The 16,521-nt window shown below is 41.4% G+C and carries 17 protein-coding genes; 3 read left to right on the top strand and 14 right to left on the bottom strand.

Annotation, left to right across the window (positions count from 1 at the left end):
* The first annotated feature begins 470 nt into the window (after positions 1 to 470).
* Positions 471 to 1,358, top strand: coding sequence for an arsenite methyltransferase (locus G3O08_RS14225; RefSeq protein ID WP_163286052.1), 888 nt, complete (start codon positions 471 to 473; stop codon positions 1,356 to 1,358).
* A gap of 69 nt (positions 1,359 to 1,427) precedes the next feature.
* Here G3O08_RS14225 and G3O08_RS14220 read toward each other — a convergent pair whose 3' ends face one another.
* The 11 genes from G3O08_RS14220 to G3O08_RS14170 all read right to left on the bottom strand — a co-directional run bounded on the left by G3O08_RS14220 (position 1,428) and on the right by G3O08_RS14170 (position 8,833).
* On the bottom strand, positions 1,428 to 1,706 hold the full coding sequence (locus G3O08_RS14220; protein ID WP_163286051.1) for an ATP-binding cassette domain-containing protein: 279 nt from the start codon (positions 1,704 to 1,706) through the stop codon (positions 1,428 to 1,430).
* A gap of 5 nt (positions 1,707 to 1,711) precedes the next feature.
* Entirely contained in the window at positions 1,712 to 1,867 is a 156-nt protein-coding gene (locus G3O08_RS14215) for a PIN domain-containing protein (protein WP_239541244.1), read from the bottom strand.
* A gap of 13 nt (positions 1,868 to 1,880) precedes the next feature.
* Entirely contained in the window at positions 1,881 to 2,084 is a 204-nt protein-coding gene (locus G3O08_RS14210; RefSeq protein ID WP_163286050.1) for a PIN domain-containing protein, read from the bottom strand.
* Positions 2,085 to 2,087: 3 nt separating this feature from the next.
* Positions 2,088 to 2,333 (bottom strand): hypothetical protein, encoded by a 246-nt coding sequence (locus G3O08_RS14205; RefSeq protein WP_163286049.1) that lies wholly within the window; start codon positions 2,331 to 2,333, stop codon positions 2,088 to 2,090.
* A 115-nt stretch (positions 2,334 to 2,448) separates the two neighbouring features.
* Positions 2,449 to 2,904: a DinB family protein gene (locus G3O08_RS14200; protein WP_163286048.1), complete on the bottom strand. Its 456-nt coding sequence runs from the start codon at positions 2,902 to 2,904 to the stop codon at positions 2,449 to 2,451.
* 240 nt (positions 2,905 to 3,144) lie between these two features.
* Positions 3,145 to 3,837: a transposase gene (locus G3O08_RS14195; RefSeq protein ID WP_163286047.1), complete on the bottom strand. Its 693-nt coding sequence runs from the start codon at positions 3,835 to 3,837 to the stop codon at positions 3,145 to 3,147.
* 77 nt (positions 3,838 to 3,914) lie between these two features.
* Positions 3,915 to 4,976: an endonuclease/exonuclease/phosphatase family protein gene (locus G3O08_RS14190; RefSeq protein ID WP_204336888.1), complete on the bottom strand. Its 1,062-nt coding sequence runs from the start codon at positions 4,974 to 4,976 to the stop codon at positions 3,915 to 3,917.
* Between the two features lie 53 nt (positions 4,977 to 5,029).
* Positions 5,030 to 5,935 (bottom strand): rhomboid family protein, encoded by a 906-nt coding sequence (locus tag G3O08_RS14185; RefSeq protein WP_163286045.1) that lies wholly within the window; start codon positions 5,933 to 5,935, stop codon positions 5,030 to 5,032.
* Between the two features lies 1 nt (position 5,936).
* A complete protein-coding gene (locus tag G3O08_RS14180; RefSeq protein WP_239541243.1) occupies positions 5,937 to 6,680 on the bottom strand; it encodes a rhomboid family intramembrane serine protease in 744 nt (247 codons plus the stop codon).
* Positions 6,681 to 8,513 carry a DNA mismatch repair endonuclease MutL gene (gene mutL / locus G3O08_RS14175; RefSeq protein ID WP_163286044.1) on the bottom strand — a complete coding sequence of 611 codons (1,833 nt, stop codon included), beginning with the start codon at positions 8,511 to 8,513 and terminating at the stop codon, positions 6,681 to 6,683.
* An 8-nt stretch (positions 8,514 to 8,521) separates the two neighbouring features.
* Entirely contained in the window at positions 8,522 to 8,833 is a 312-nt protein-coding gene (locus tag G3O08_RS14170; protein WP_163286043.1) for a hypothetical protein, read from the bottom strand.
* Between the two features lie 149 nt (positions 8,834 to 8,982).
* On the opposite strand from G3O08_RS14170, the gene G3O08_RS14165 reads away from it, so the two are divergent.
* Complete coding sequence (locus tag G3O08_RS14165; RefSeq protein ID WP_163286042.1) at positions 8,983 to 11,955, top strand: glycoside hydrolase family 3 N-terminal domain-containing protein; 2,973 nt, start codon at positions 8,983 to 8,985, stop codon at positions 11,953 to 11,955.
* A 252-nt stretch (positions 11,956 to 12,207) separates the two neighbouring features.
* Here G3O08_RS14165 and G3O08_RS14160 read toward each other — a convergent pair whose 3' ends face one another.
* The 3 genes from G3O08_RS14160 to G3O08_RS14150 all read right to left on the bottom strand — a co-directional run bounded on the left by G3O08_RS14160 (position 12,208) and on the right by G3O08_RS14150 (position 15,084).
* Complete coding sequence (locus G3O08_RS14160; protein WP_163286041.1) at positions 12,208 to 12,999, bottom strand: type II toxin-antitoxin system antitoxin SocA domain-containing protein; 792 nt, start codon at positions 12,997 to 12,999, stop codon at positions 12,208 to 12,210.
* A 177-nt stretch (positions 13,000 to 13,176) separates the two neighbouring features.
* Positions 13,177 to 13,653 (bottom strand): hypothetical protein, encoded by a 477-nt coding sequence (locus tag G3O08_RS14155; RefSeq protein ID WP_163286040.1) that lies wholly within the window; start codon positions 13,651 to 13,653, stop codon positions 13,177 to 13,179.
* 99 nt (positions 13,654 to 13,752) lie between these two features.
* Positions 13,753 to 15,084, bottom strand: a complete 1,332-nt coding sequence (locus G3O08_RS14150; RefSeq protein WP_163286039.1) for an MATE family efflux transporter — start codon at positions 15,082 to 15,084, stop codon at positions 13,753 to 13,755.
* A 281-nt stretch (positions 15,085 to 15,365) separates the two neighbouring features.
* Between G3O08_RS14150 and G3O08_RS14145 the strand changes: the two genes are divergently transcribed.
* Positions 15,366 to 16,376 (top strand): endo alpha-1,4 polygalactosaminidase, encoded by a 1,011-nt coding sequence (locus G3O08_RS14145; RefSeq protein WP_239541242.1) that lies wholly within the window; start codon positions 15,366 to 15,368, stop codon positions 16,374 to 16,376.
* Positions 16,377 to 16,521: the final 145 nt, after the last annotated feature.

Below are 16,521 nucleotides of genomic sequence, written 5' to 3'. Positions count from 1 at the left end.
AATTAGCGATCTCACATACGACCTTGGGAGTGCGTATGCAAGGTAATACACGAATAAAACGTAGTTTGTATTAATTCGTTGAGGTTATTTTTTGGATAAGGAAAGTCATTAGTGCATTAGTGGCAAAAAAAGAGAATGCCACGAATGCACTAATAAAAGTTTAGCGTATTAAGATTAAGGATTTTCGTTGGAAGCAGACATTCATTCGTGCATTAGTGGCAAAAAAAAAGAACGTGAATGCGTTGTATTTAGCATAATCGTAAAGCATCAGAAAAATGAATTTGTGTGCTGCGCAAAAACATTGGAGCCATTATTTAACAAAATAATTCTCCTCTCTTATATCCTTTTATCGTAATATTGCTTTTAATAAGAAATGGAATCTCTAACGCTTGGATGAAGTTGTTGAACTACATCTCAAACCAAGTAAAACGACCGAAGGGAGCCCGTATGGAATGCCAAAAACTGAAAAAATGAAAACTGCTGAAGAATTAAAAAAGATCGTTCGCGACAAATATGCCGAAATTGCAAACCAGGATATAGCCGTTAATCAGGCCTCTTGTTGCGGTTCAGGAGCTGTTTCTGGAGAAGTTTACAATATTATGACCGACGATTATTCTGATGTCGAAGGCTACAATTCAGACGCCGATCTCGGTTTGGGATGCGGGCTTCCAACACAATTCGCAAAAATTTTGAAAGGCGATACAGTAATTGATTTGGGCAGCGGAGCAGGAAACGACTGCTTTATTGCACGTCATGAAACAGGCGAATCTGGAAAAGTAATCGGTATTGATTTCACTCCGGCTATGGTTAATAAGGCTCGGTTGAATGCAGATAAACTCGGCTACAACAATGTTGAATTTCGCGAAGGTGATATAGACAATATGCCAGTTGGCGATGCTGTGGCTGATGTAGTTGTAAGCAATTGCGTTCTCAATCTGGTACCGGATAAAGAAAAAGTTATTTCCGAAATATTCCGCGTTTTAAAACCCGGTGGTCACTTTAGCATTTCGGATATTGTATTGGTTGGCGATTTGCCAGAAGCTCTACATCAGGATGCTGAAATGTATGCAGGTTGTGTTTCAGGAGCGATTCAGCGCAATGAGTACCTCGGGTTTATTGAAAAAGCAGGTTTCAAAGACATGGTAATTCAAAAGGAAAAACCAATTCTTATTCCAGACGATATCTTGAACAAATATCTGAGCGAAAACGAAATGAAAAGCTTCAAGTCCGGTAATATTGGGATTTTCAGTATTTCAGTTTTTGCTGGCAAACCAGGCGTAGCAGGAGTGAAGCCAGAAGTTGAACTAAAAGATATTCAAGCCGCAAGCGAATGTACGCCGGGTGGTGGTTGTTGTTAATTAGCATACTGAAAAGCTTTATTTAAGTTATTTGAACTAAGTTACTTTTATTAAGGTAGTTGTACCTTTTTAAGAAGTAACCCCAAAATAAGCAAATAGCTCTTCGCAGCTAGTACCCTTTCGCAGGGAGTCTTTAATTACTCTTCCACGGTCTAGAATGATAATCCGCTCGCAGACTTCATAAATATGATGCAAATCGTGGCTTGAGATAATACTCGTCCGACCATTTTCTTTTTGCTTTTCTATCACCGAGCTGATGCGCATTTGAGTGGAAGGATCGAGATTGGCAAATGGTTCATCCCAAAGCTGTGCAAAGGACGGTATGATCCAGAAACTTTCTTTCTCCAATAGATTTATAAATCAATCGGATTAAATAAATCCAAGTTATTTATGTGTTTGAAATCACGAACATTAGCAGTGACAAGTCTCAGCCCTTCTTCAAGAGAAGTTGCAGCTATGAGAGCATCGCATACACTCATACTTTTTTGTTGGCGTAACTTTATTGCCATATTAATTAGTTCGTCACTTATAGCTATTACATCGCAATTCGAAAAAAAATTGTTCCATTTTATCGAGAACCTCAGTGGTGATTTTATGATATCCGAGTACTTCTAATTGGGTAATTGATGACACTACGAGGACATAGTTTTTTAACCATTTGCGAAGATCTTCCTGATCTTTTTGAACAGAATAAATGATAATATTTGCATCAATAAGGATTTTCATAGGCTATTCTCTTCCTGGTAAAGGTCTGTATTTGCGCTGCTCACGTTGCCAGACTACAAGGTCTTTGATCGAACCAAAAGCATTTGAGGCTGCTATTTCTTCCATAATTTGAAATAATTTTTCAGAGCGATCCTTTTGAAGGTTTAATTCCGTTTGTTTTTTTCTTGAGACAATCAATCCTAATTTTCGCGCTAAATCCTCAACCTGCTTCAGTAATTTTTTGTCATCACCTTTAATAATTATTTCCATTTTTCAATCAGTTTGAGAGTTGAAGATAAGGTTTTCATGAATAAAAACATTGCTGATCAGGAATCATATTTCCAAGGAAGCTTGAAATCAAATTTCTATACATCAAATTATTAGCTTAATCCACCAATCGTGACAATACCACCAGCTCTCCCATATGATAAGCAGTATGCTCAATAACCAGAAGAATTTCCCGTACGAGGGTTTGATCTTTTCCATGTTTTACAACCTCAGATAAATCCTTCTCTTTCGCAAATACAACAAGGGCATCGCGGTCATCAAAATAAGCTATTTTCAAATCCTCCCATACCTTTTCATCCTTGGGTGCCTGTTCGTCGGGCCAGTATTCGTCAGGCCATTTACGCGATTTATATTTATCGGCGGCACAAAAATCGAGAATATCTTTTTGTGCAAACACAATGTGGTAAAACATTTCATAACCGGAATAGGGTAGCCCATGCATGCGTTTGCCTACGTTTTCAAACGTGAATTCTTCCAATACCTTTTCTATCGGCAGAAATGCCTCACCGCCGTGAAGGTGTTTTATTATTTGGTTTTTAATTGTTGAATCCATGTGTAGATAACAGGGTGGTTTGCGGGATTGTTTTGTGGGATTTGTTTATGACGATGATGGTATTTTGGTCGCGGTCATTGCCGTTGGGTGGTTGTGTTGACGGGGCGCGTGTAGAGACGCGATGCTCAGTTTACCAAGCCAAAGGCATGGCGTCTCTTGCCGCGCGACCAATATGGATACATTACATTCATGATGCCCGCGTTCGTTACCACCAATCCCGCATAACCCAAAAAATCCCATTCAATAAAACCGATCCTCTTTCCAATTTTTGGGATTGTTTCTAATGTAATACGAAATTCCGTCGTATTGCCCTTGATCGCGAATAACGTGATCGTGAAATTTCGGCTGCCATTTAAATGATGGATCGATCGTATGGGCGAATCCTGTTACGGCAGATTTAAATCCACGAAGAATTGATCCCAGGTTTTTTTTCTGTGGGCCGAATTGGTTTTGGGCTGTTTTTTTGTTTGATGGATTATAATTTTCTGCGTTATCGATTATTATTGTTTTGTCGTTTGGATTATCGGGCGTTGAAGGGGAGACACGAAGCATCGCGTCTCTACGTTCGGTGCAATTGCCAACATCATCGTGTTCGCCATCATTACCGTTGGGGTCATCATAACCATCATATCCCGTTTTTCGGGAATTGTATTTGTTTGGGTCAATCACTACGATTCCATGAAAATGGTTTGGCATAACCTGATAATCACCTAACATTAAATTCATGTCGGGACGTAATTCCAATGTTTTTAACCATTCGATATTTACCATGTCGCCAATTGGATTGGTAATCATTTCATGATCTTTTATTTCTCCAAAAAAATGATCTCGGTTATGTGTACAGATTGTAACGAAATAGGATGCTGCCCAATTGTAATTCCAATATTTCATTCTGGTAGATTCAATTCGATATTTGCCATTAAATAAGGTCATTGAAAATCTATCTGGTTTTATTGAATTTGGATTACTAAGATAGGAAAAACCTTTTAGACTAAGAATTACATGGATTACTATTCCCAATAAATCTCAGCTGCAATACCATGATGATCAGAAACCTTTTCGGGCAACTTGCGGTAATTCTGCGAATTCAATTCCGGGCTGTGAAAAATATAGTCTATCCGAAAGGAAGGAAATTTGCCGATGTACGTATTCCCAATTCCCCAGCCGCTTTCGCGAAAAGAATCAACCATATTTTCAGATAGCTGTGCATAACTGTACGAAACGGGTGTGTCGTTAAAATCGCCGCAAATAATTACTGGATACGGACTTTCAGCGGCGTGGGCTTTTATGGAGCGCACCTGATTGGCCCGTTTTTTATACGCGATAGTCAGGCGTTCTAAAATGCTCATCCCATCTTTAATAGCAGGCTTTACAGTTTGATCGTTTTTTTTGATCTCTTCTATAAAGCGGTAATCTTCGTTTTGAAAACGTATGGAAGCAACGTGGGCATTATATACTCTTATGGTGTCGCCATTTATAGCTATGTCGCTGTAAATGCAGGTATTGCTGTACTCTCTTTCAAACACTACCCTGCCCATATTTACAATGGGGTATTTACTAAAAGTCACAATTCCATACTTCTCATCCATATTAATGGAATTGGTATAGTGCAAATCAGAATAGGGTGTACCCAACCTTTTTTCGATGGTGTTTCGGGTGTCAAATTTGCCGGGTGTGGTATTGTGAAAGAATTCCTGAAAGCAATAAATATCGGCCTCAGCCCTTTTCAAACCCGCTATCATGGTATCTCTGTCCTGCTTGTTGTGCCTCCAGTTATACCACCCAAAAAGCTTTACATTCTGTGAAACTACTTTGATTTTTTGACCTTTTATTTCAGATTTTTCAAAATGAGGCATAAGCTGCATATAAGCCGCCAGATGTGAAAATCCGATTATGATTGCGATTGCAGAAATGAGTGCAAGTCGCTTTTTAACAAACAGCCAAAACAGAATGAAAATCAAGTTTGCAATCAGAATTACACCATAAGCAATACCAAATAAAGCGAGGAAAGCCACATTTTCGGGGCTGATATATGTGGATAGATAAGCCAGAAGCAATGCCGCTACTGCCAATATGTTTAACAGTATCAGCAGGCGCTTGCTCAATGATCTAAGCCACTTTATCACTATTTCTTACTTGCGTTAAATAGGTATTCCTTCTCAGCTTTCGTAAGGCTATCGTAGCCGCTATGCGAAATTTTATCGAGAATGGAATCAATTTTTGTCTGATGCTCCTTGTCTTGCTTTGAAGGCTGCGAGGGCTTGCTAGTGGTTTTCGCCGAGCCGGCAGTGCGTGCACGACTAGAAGCCACTTTCATTTTTGGTTTGGAATTAACCAACTGTCCAAAGAAATCGGTCACCGCAAAAAAGCCTTTAGACCAATCGTTTCCTTTTTGAAGCTGGCGCGCATATAGAAATCCAAAAATCGCCCCACCGAGGTGAGCAATTCTTCCACCGGTATTTCCACCATCGAGGAATAGCACATCTATTGCCACGAAAAAAATGGCGATGTACTTGAGTTTCACATTCCCGATAAGGATAAGTCTCAACTCAATATTAGGCTGATAGGTTGCAATTGCGACCAATATTGCCATTATGGATGCAGAGGCTCCATAAATAAGACTGCCATTCTGTGAGCTAAATACCGGAAAAATATTATAGGCTGCAAAATATAGTAAGAAGCCGGCTATTCCACCTAGAAAATAAACTGCAAGCAGTCGTTTGCCGTTGAGGAGGTTTTCAAAAATACGGCCGGCAACGTAGAGCAAAATCATATTAAAGAAAAGGTGGAAGAGGCCTTCGTGTACAAACATGTATGTAATGAGCGTCCACGGACGATAGAGCATCCGCTCCCAGCCGCTGCTACCCGCAATCCACGGCATAACCTGCGGAAGGAGAGGGGCTTGATAAAAAAATCCGAAAATGCGAATCAGGGTGAGAACAAGAAAAATGCCCACATTCACAAAGAGCAATCTGGTAACAATGCTACCAGATCTGTACGCAAGTTTCAGATCGTCTAATACATTAGCCATATCAATTTTGTCTGTAACTATTATCGTTTTTGCCCCAAAGTTTGATCAGGATAAAACCAAAAAGCATTCCGCCAAGGTGGGCGAAATGGGCTGTGTTGTCTCCCGGACGGTTTGCAATTCCCGAAAAAAGTTCAATAGCACCGTATCCAATTACAAAATACTTGGCTTTGATAGGCACTGGAAAAAAGAGAAGCATAAGACGCACATCGGGGAACATCATTCCAAAAGCGAGTAATATTCCAAACACGGCTCCCGATGCACCCACAACCGGAATATTGTAAAACGCATTAAGCTGCGCCATGAGCGGATCAGTGTAATTCTTGCCTTCTGCCCAAAGCTGAATTCCCTGCGTCTTAATCGTTTCGATGGCTTGTGGCCCCAGCTGCTCTACCAAACCATTTACCTGCCACGCTATTACTGCATAATGCAGTACGAAAGCTCCAAAGCCAGTAATCAGATAGTAAATTAGAAATTTCTTGGGACCCCAAACTCGTTCTATGGCCGTACCGAACATCCACAGGGCAAACATATTAAAGAGAATATGCATAAAACCTCCGTGCATAAACATGTGAGTTACAATTTGCCATGGGTGAAAGTAGGGCGAATCGTAATAGTACGCGCCGAAAAGTTTCGTGAGTGGCTCATAAGCAACTGTCCCTAAAAAAAACAACCCATTGATAATGAGTAAATTTTTAACTACCGTCGGCATATTGCCGAGAATACCTCCTGATTGATTGCCTAACATTTATGCTTTAAATTTTTTGTCTAGTTCGTCGTTTGCAAAAGTAAGAATAGTTGGCTTGCCATTTGGTGCCGCTTGTGGTTGTTTACATGCAAAAAGTTTATCTATTAAATCGAGCATTTCTACACGCTGCATTCTCTTCCCTTCGCGTATGCACAGGCTGCGGGCAAGGCTACGTGCCAGGCGATCGCGGGTATTGCTTTGCACCTCGTTAACAGTATTTTTGTATTGTTCCAGAAAATTTTCAATTAATCCCTGCACCGGAATATTAGCGGCCTCGGTGGGAATGCCGTTAATTACAATTTCATTTCCACCAAAATTATCGATCGTAAAACCCAGACGGTGCATGTCATCGCTTAAATCGTTGATCAAGGCGCAGTCGGCATTTGAAAGTTCAACCGTTTGCGGAAACAATTGCTGCTGGCTATAACCACCCTGATTTTCTAAATTATTAAGTGCATCTTCGTAAAGAATGCGCTCGTGAGCTCGTTGTTGATCTATAATGATGAGGCCGGATTTTATGGTGGTGCAAATATACTTGCCATGCAGCTGAAAAACCGGTCTGGTTTCGGCTTCCCTTTCGGGGAATATTTCTGATTCTTCCCGATCGAAAAGGGGTTGCTGGTCATCGCCCGATTTGGTGATTGCGTACAAATCTTTCCAGCCGGTGGGAAAGCTGCCCGATGAGCTGCGCCCGCCGCCCCCAAAATTGCCGGAAGGCTTAGCCCCCTGCTCAAAAGGGTTGAAATCATAATCCTTGGGTTCGGGAGGTGCCACTTCCATGTTTTGTGGCATAGGAGCAACATTAAAAATATCTTCCTGATCGAAATCAAGGCTTGGAGCAATATTGTACTTGCCCAGACTATTGCGCACCGCCGAGTGAATAATGGCGTAAATAGACCGCTCTTCAGTAAACTTAATCTCCGTTTTTGTAGGGTGAATATTTACATCAATAGTGGAAGGATCAACCTTTAAATACAAAAAGTACGAGGGATGCGATCCTCGGCTTACAAGTTCATCAAAAGCTTGTGTAACAGCATGGTTGAGATAGCTGTTTTTGATATATCGATCGTTTACAAAGAAGTACTGCTCGCCGCGTGTTTTCTTAGCAAATTCTGGCTTTCCGATAAAACCCATTACCGATACAATGGCGGTTTCTTCGCGCACCGGCACCAGACGCTCATTGTAGCGGGAGCCAAACATATTGACAATGCGCTGGCGCAAAGGCGACGATTTGATATTAAAAAGCTCGGCATTGTTATGGTGTACAGTAAAACCAACATCGGGGTGGGCGAGAGCTACGCGCTCAAATTCTTCGATAATATGGCGCATCTCTACCGAATCTGATTTCAGGAAATTGCGGCGCGCCGGTACATTATAAAAAAGATTTTTTATAGAAATGGAAGTCCCACAAGGCGCAGCGCATGGCTCCTGGCTGCTAACTTCACTTCCTGCAATTTGAATTTTCGTACCGAGTTCGTTTTCGCGCATCCGCGATTTCATCTCTACGTGGGCAATCGCCGCAATAGAAGCAAGCGCTTCACCTCGAAAACCTTTTGTGCGAATTTGAAAAAGCTCTTCGGCCTTACGGATTTTTGAGGTGGCATGCCGTTCAAAGCTAAGCCGCGCATCAGTATCGCTCATCCCACAGCCATCGTCTATAACCTGAATCAGCGTTTTGCCGGCATCTTTTACAATGAGTTTAATTTCTGTTGCACCGGCATCTACGGCGTTTTCAAGCAATTCCTTTACGGCAGAAGCAGGGCGTTGTACGACTTCACCCGCCGCTATTTGATTGGCTACGGCGTCGGGAAGAAGCTGAATAATATCGGGCATTATATCGTTTAAGCGATTTTTGAGTAGATGGCGAAAATAATAAGAACAAGGATCGCCAAAATTAGTAAAAGCCGCTTGGATGAAGCACGATTTTGACGACGAGTTTCTTTATGCGTCCACGAATCGGTTATTCTTTCGCGAAGGTGCGACTCATAATTTTGTCCAAGTCGTTGCTCACGCGCTATCTCTTTTTCTATAGTAATGCGTTGTTTTTCGAGCTTTTCTTTTTGCTCATCAAAGGTACGCGGCTTATAGTCAAAGCGTTTGTAGCTATTGTGTTCTCCAAGTTTAAAAACGGATGGAATTCTCGGCGGCTTCATATCTATGTGTTTTTACGGATTACCGATCGTCAAATATACTTTACTCTTTTGTGAATCGTTCTTTAAATACAGCCCTTTGTGGATAAATACATGGCATGACCATTGTACTCCACTTGTGCTGATGTACTTTTGACAACAAATATCGCTCCATGAAAATATTGCGTACCGTTTTATTGCTTTTTGTCACGCTTTCTGCAAATATGGCTGTAGCCCAAAATGCGGGTTTCAAACCTGTTTTTGACAGCGTTAAATCTGTCTGGGCCGACTCTGTTTTTCAGTCGCTTAGCCTGGAGGAGCGAATAGGTCAGCTATTTATGGTGGCGGCCTACAGCAATAAAGACGCGGCTCACGAGCGCGAACTCTCTAACTTGGTTAAGAAATACCATATCGGCGGGCTTATCTTTTTTCAAGGTGGTCCTGAGCGACAGGTCAATATGTACAACCGGCTCCAGGCCATTTCTAAAACTCCACTTTGGGTTGGAATGGACGGTGAGTGGGGACTCTCCATGCGCCTTGACAGCACCATTACCTATCCGCGACAGATGACGCTTGGCGCCATTCAAAACGATTCGCTGATTTATGCCATGGGCGCCGAAATTGCCCGCAATTTTAAGCGGGTAGGGGCGCACATTAATTTTGCTCCTGTGGTTGACATCAATAACAATCCGGCAAATCCAGTTATTGGCAGCCGCTCTTTTGGCGAAAACAAACTCTGGGTTACCCGAAAATCGATCGCATACATGCAGGGAATGCAGAATAATGGCGTAATGGCTAATGCCAAACATTTCCCCGGACACGGCGATACCGACACCGATTCACATCTCGGCCTTCCGGTGATAAAACACGATAAAGAGCGATTAACCGATCTGGAATTATATCCCTATTCTAAGTTGTTTGATAAAGGACTTTCATCTGTAATGGTGGCGCACCTTTCGGTAAAAGCATTTGACAGCATTCCAAATCATCCCAGCACCCTCTCGCCCGAGATTATTACCGATTTGCTGAAAGGCGAAATGGGTTTTAGAGGCCTTATTTTTACTGATGCAATGAATATGAAGGGATTGGCAGATTATATGGCACCCGGCGAGGTTGATGTAAAGGCACTTGAAGCCGGAAATGACGTTTTGCTCTTTCCGATGGATGTGCCAAAAGCGATTGACAAAATTAAAGAAGCAATTACCAAAGGCGATTATACTGAAGAGCAGTTGAATACGAGCGTTATGAAAATTCTCCGCGCCAAGGAATGGGTGGGCTTGAATACCGAAAAACCGATCAGCACAGTAAATCTCAACAATGATTTAAATACCCCCGAAGCCCAGCATCTCAAGAAGAAACTCTGCGAAGCGGCTATCACTTTGGTGAAAAACAAGGACAATATTATTCCGCTTAAGAACCTCGAAAACCGAAAAATTACCGTTTTGACTATTGGTGGAAACGGAACGGTTTTTAAAAACCGACTTGCCAAATACGCCGATTTTAAAGCGATTGAAGCCGCATCTGCACCAACTTTGGCCGATGGAAAAAGCATTCGCGAGGAATTAAAAGGCCGCAATACAGTTATTGTAAATATAGAGGGTACAAACAATCGTCCCGGAAAGAATTTTGGATTGAGTGCGGCGGCCATTTCGCTTATCGAAGCCATTGCGCTTGAGCAGGAGGTTATCCTCGTTCATCAGGGAAGTCCTTACGCGCTTGAAAAACTGAATCACCCCGAGCGATTTGCAGCGATTTTAATCAGCTATCAAGATGATGCTTATTTGAGCAGGGCTGCCGCCGAAGCGCTTATGGGAGCCATTAAAATTACCGGAAAGCTACCTGTTTCCATCGGAACTTATTTTCCGGCACAAACCGGCGTTCAACTTTCTGAAGCCATCAGACTCCATTATTCTACCCCTATGGAATTTGGCTTAAAGCCGAATGCATTTGACCTGATTGACAGCATGGCTATTGAAGGCATTCGCCAGCGAGCGTACCCTGGTGCACAAATTCTGGTGGCAAAAGGCGGACAAGTGGTGTATAACAAGACTTTTGGATTTCACACCTACGACGATGATGTGCCGGTACGCACTACAGATATTTACGACCTCGCATCCATCACCAAAATTGTCGCCAGCACTTTGAGCCTGATGAAACTTGACGATGAGGGCAAGTTTGATCTCGATGCACCTCTCCATACTTACTTTCCCGAAATCGAGAAAACCAATCCCTATTACGACATGTTTCCCCGCCGAATGCTGGCTCACGTAGCGGGTATGCCTGCGTGGATTCCTTTCTATACCAGCACCATTAAAGACGGTGAGCCAAAGTGGAACATTTACTCCAAGACAAAATCTGATTTGTACTCGCGTCAGGTGGCTTATAAAATGTTCATCAATAAAAACTACAGCGACTCCCTTTTGACAAAGATTATTATGGCGCCCTTGCGGGCAAATAATGACTACAAATACAGCGATCTGGGTTATTATTTCATGCGCGAAATAGTAAAACGTCAGAGTGGTTTGCGCATTGATAGTTTCGCTTCCGCGAATTTTTATGCACCGCTCGGCCTCACCACCATGGGTTATTTGCCACTTGAGCGATTTCCCAAAGACCGCATTTTGCCAACCGAGTACGACACTTATTTTAGAAAAGAATTGGTACACGGATATGTGCACGATCCGGGTGCTGCCATGCAAGGCGGGGTAGGCGGTCACGCAGGCGTATTCAGCAATGCCGAAGATTTGGCAGTAGTAATGCAAATGCTTCTAAACGAGGGTGTTTATGGCGGTAAGCGGTATCTAAAAGCTTCTACGATTGAAGAGTATACCAAATGCCAGTATTGCGAAGACGAAAATGACGTAAACCGCCGCGGTGCCGGATTTGATAAACCTGTAATGCCTCCGGGCCCCGGGCCAACCTGCAAGTGTGTTTCGTTTGATTCTTTTGGCCATACCGGATTTACCGGCACAATAATCTGGGCCGATCCGACGGAAGATATAATCTATGTTTTTCTGTCAAACCGCGTATATCCTACTGCCGAAAACAACAAACTCGCCAAGCTGAATATTCGTACAAATATCCAGGCAGAGATTTACAGGGTTTTGGCTGGTTCTATCGCTGATACTGCTTTTGTTGCGCCGTGAATTTTGATCTTCAGTCGGTTTGCCTCGCTCCGCGGTGATATTTATCGACGCAAAGGCACATTGGCGTTGCAAACAAGTGTTTAAAATTGGAGCATATAATTTATGAAGTTTAGGGAAAATTAGACTATTGCCAGTACACAGGATGAACAATTAATACCTTTTTAACCACTTCCATATCTTCAGCTAAGGTTTTGTACTTCTTAGTGAGCTTCTTAACATCTTTTTTGTATTCGCTTAATTCCTCAATTTTCATTACTTGACATTATTGTCATAATAAGTTCTGACAGAGTATGGATGCTCTCGATAAAAAGCAAGTTCATAATCGATTACTTCACCCTCCTTAGAGGCTAACCAAGGCATATCTTTATGAGAATAGTTACTAATTGCAGAAGCTGACCAGTCAGAATACTGATCAATAACTTTATCGATCACATCTTTTTCACTTGCCTTGAATTTTGTTAAATCAGGTTTTGAAAGAGGAATGTATCTGGTTTGCGGATAACCATGATATTCGGTTTTAATTCTTTTAATGGTTTTATTTGAAATCATTTGATTCATGATAGAATCAAATTTTTGTGGTACAGGGCCAAATGGCAACTTTCGATATTCCGCACCGGTTAGATGCTCTTCATAAATTTCATAATAATTGAAATCAGAAAAATACAAGAGCTTGTACAAAAGGGTCTCGCCAAAATTGGATTTGCCTGCACATTTTTCAAGTATATAGAGTAGGATGTTTTTAAACTTGTCAACTTTTAAATCAGGAGTAGATATCCTCAACTGACCCTTGTACTCATTGTTGAAATTAATTTGAATTTCTTCAATCTCGAAATCTTCAGCTAGTAATTTATCTATCGAAATAGAGAGATTATCCGCAATTTTTTTCAATTCTATTACCGATAAGTTTCTATTGCCTAATTCTATTTGGGTTAAAGAAGGTCTTGAAATGTGCAGAACCTTTGCTAGTTCGTCTTGAGTATATCCTTTGTTTTTTCTTAGCTTTGATATTCTATCAGCTATTTCTTTTCGAGTTATTGTTTGCATTTTTAACTGGTTTTCTGTTCGAAGATAAAAAATGTTAGCATGTAAAACAAGTGAATGTTCGAATTTCTTACAGCGGGGATATCCAACTTCGCGTAACCCAAGTGATGACCAAAAAAAAGGTCGCCTCGCGGCGACGTCTTAATTATAGGGTATTGTTAAATACAAATATTCTAAATCTTACTCAACTTCCATTTTATTAAGAACTTCTACATTCGAAGTTAGCTGTTGGATTTTCTTTTCTAGACGGCTAAACTCCTGATTAATAGAATCTTTTGCTGATGACCAATCCTCTTGTTTAATTGAGTTTAGGTTTGATATCTTTTTGGATAATTTGTCGTTTTCACTTTTCAAATTATCAACCATGGTATTGGCACCTTTCTGAGCACTTGTGCTTTCAACATTTTTTACGCTCTTGATATCTTTGTTTACTTGCTTCTGCCGTTTTTCGAGGGTTTTTACTTGCTCTTTCCGAACGTCGAGTGAGTATTTTTCTTTCATATCGGCGAGTTCTATGAGCTCTTTTTTGGCAGAGGTCAATTCGCTCATAGCCTTGCTTTTTTGTTTCTGCATATCTTCAAGAGAGATGCTCGATTTACATCCTGCGAGAGACAAAAGAGTGACCAGAATGATGATTAGGGTAGTGTTTGTTTTCATGCTTATAAAACACCGAAAATTAGAATTTGTTCGCGAAAGCGTAGGAATAAATTTAAATTTTTGTTGAATGTTTTAAGGACATCATTTCCTACCAATGTGTTAATGTACGAAATCGGCGAGCAGCCTTTTAAATCTTGAAACAAGCAATATAGCAGAAACGGTAAGCCCGGCGGCAAGCGCATACCAAATCCCCATGGCGCCGAGCACGGTATATTGCGAAAGGTAAAAAGCCAGCGGAAGCGTAAAAAGCCAATAAGCGGCGAAGGTGATGTAGGTGGGAATTTTCACATCTGTAAATCCGCGGAGCGCTCCCAAACCTACTGCTTGAATACCATCGGAAAGCTGGAATATAACTACAACGATGAGCATTTTTCCGGCAAGGGCAAGCACATCGGGATCGGTGGAATAGAAACCGGCCAGCTGGTTTTTAAATATGAGTATAATAAGACCTGTTAGTGCCATCCAAGCAATACCCATTTTGAAGATAGTACTCGCTGCCAGCTTTAGGTTTAAAAAATCTCTTTGGCCTGCCTGATTGCCAATGCGCACTGTCGCTGCTGCGCCCAATCCGGTAACGGCCATATAACTCACGCTGGCGATATTAATGGCAATTTGATGCGCTGCCAAAGCTGTAGCGCTGATCATTCCCGCAAAGATTGCCGCAAGTGAAAAGGCGCTGACTTCAAAAATATATTGCAATCCCGATGGAATGCCGACCTGAAGCAATCGCATGGTAACCGTTTTGCGGAAACGCGTAACCCGAATGCGTAAATTGTACATTTTAAATCGGTTGGCGCGGCGCACATAAATCCACATAACGATAAACATGAGTATGCGTGCAATAAGCGTAGCCCATCCGGCGCCAATTAAACCCATCGGTTCAAAGCCTAACTTTCCGAAAATGAACACGTAATTGAGTCCGACATTAACCAGATTGCAACCCACTATTACCACCATCGCAACTTTTGTATCAGACAGACCTTCGGCAAATTGCTTAAAAGTCATAAACATCATCAGCGGAATAATAGATCCACTTAAAATAATAAGATAGGGTTGTGCAAGCGGCACCACGCCCGGATCTTGGTCTAAGAGATACAAAACAGGGGTAAGGAAGCTGATTATGGCAAATAAAACGATGCTTGCCACCAGATTAACCCAAAAACCGTGGCGGAGCAATACCCCTTGCAGGTGCTTACTTTTCATACCATCTGCCTTGGCAACCAGTGGGGTAATGCCTGATGTAATGCCAATACCGAAAACCATGAAAATGGCAAAAAGACTATTTCCCAAAGCTACGGCGGCCAGTTCTATCGTGCCCAACTGCCCAACCATAATGCTGTCGGCAACGCTCACCATGGTGTGTCCTAGCTGTCCGATCATTACCGGAAGGGCAATGCGCATATTGGTTTTATAGTGTTCGCGAACGGTCATTGGGGCGGCAAAAATAGACTTTTTTTGATGATTAGTTTGGAGAATTTTAGAAGGGGTTTTTGATTTGGCTTTGATATGATTTGTCAGGTGTATAATTCGTTACCTAAATCATTTAACCTAAAAATCACCCTTTTGGGTGAGGCACAAATCACATGGCACATTTACTTTAGCCAGCGAACCAAACACTTCATTAATTGATTCAAACCAAAGTCATAAAGTCACTTTCTTTTAATAGGCACAATGAAATAGCTCTACTCGATCAAAGAAAACAATTTTAAAATATGGAGAGCGTTTTTACAGAAATGGATTTTATGGTTCGTATTTCTCAAGTGTTTTTCGTGGCGCTCATTCTATTTACCTCTTGCAAGAAAAGTGATGAAGAAGCTGAGGAAGTAAATCCGTATTACCGACAGGAAATGCGAAATTTTGTAATCGGTATTAGCCAGGCGGCAAAAGAAGATCATCCCGGATTTTTGATTATACCCCAAAATGGAATAGAGCTGGTTACCATAGATGGCGAGGCTGATGGTGCTAAAGCAATGGATTATTTAAACGCAATTGATGCAAACGGACAGGAAGATTTGCTGTACGGCTATAATAATGATAACGAAGCTACGCTTGGTGAGGAAAGAGATTATATCATTGATTTTCTAAATGTTTCTCGAAATAGCGGAAATAAAATTCTGGTAACTGATTATTGTTCCACTCCCTTAAAGGTAGATGATTCATATGCTGTAAATCAGTCGAGAAATTATGTGTCATTTGCGGCAAATCGCCGTGAACTTGACCATATTCCCAATTATCCCAATCCTATTTATGCCGAAAATGATGATGATATTCTGGCAATGACGCAGGTTAAGAATTTTCTTTACTTGATTAATCCTGCAAACTTTACATCAAAATCTGATTTTATAGATGCGGTAACAGCCACCAACTATGATTTGGTAATCATGGATTTATTTTCGGCCGACAATTTGGCTTTCACTGCCGGTGAAATAGAAGAGCTGCGTATTAAAGCAAATGGTGGCTCGCGATTGGTGGTATGCTATATGTCTATTGGCGAAGCTGAAGATTACCGTTATTATTGGAACCCATTATGGAATTCAGCAAAACCCGAATGGCTTGATGCTGTGAACCCAGACTGGCCGGGCAATTACAAGGTGAAGTATTGGGAACCGGCCTGGCAGGATATAATTTATGGAAATGAAGATTCGTATCTTTCTAAAATACTGAATGCCGGTTTTGATGGGGTTTATTTAGATATTATTGATGGGTTTGAGTATTATGATTAATAGTCTCGCTAAGGCGCAAATCAAGGATGACGCATTTGGCGTTAGGCGCAAAGTTGTTCTTGATTTGATTTTTGTTTTGGTTATGCTTCGCTTGATTGCGTAAAATCTGTGTGGTCTTTTGGTAAAGAAGAAACTAAAATCATTT

This window comes from Cryomorpha ignava (assembly GCF_010686655.1).
GTDB lineage: Bacteria > Bacteroidota > Bacteroidia > Flavobacteriales_D > Cryomorphaceae > Cryomorpha > Cryomorpha ignava.
This window is presented reverse-complemented; position numbering and strand designations above follow the sequence as displayed.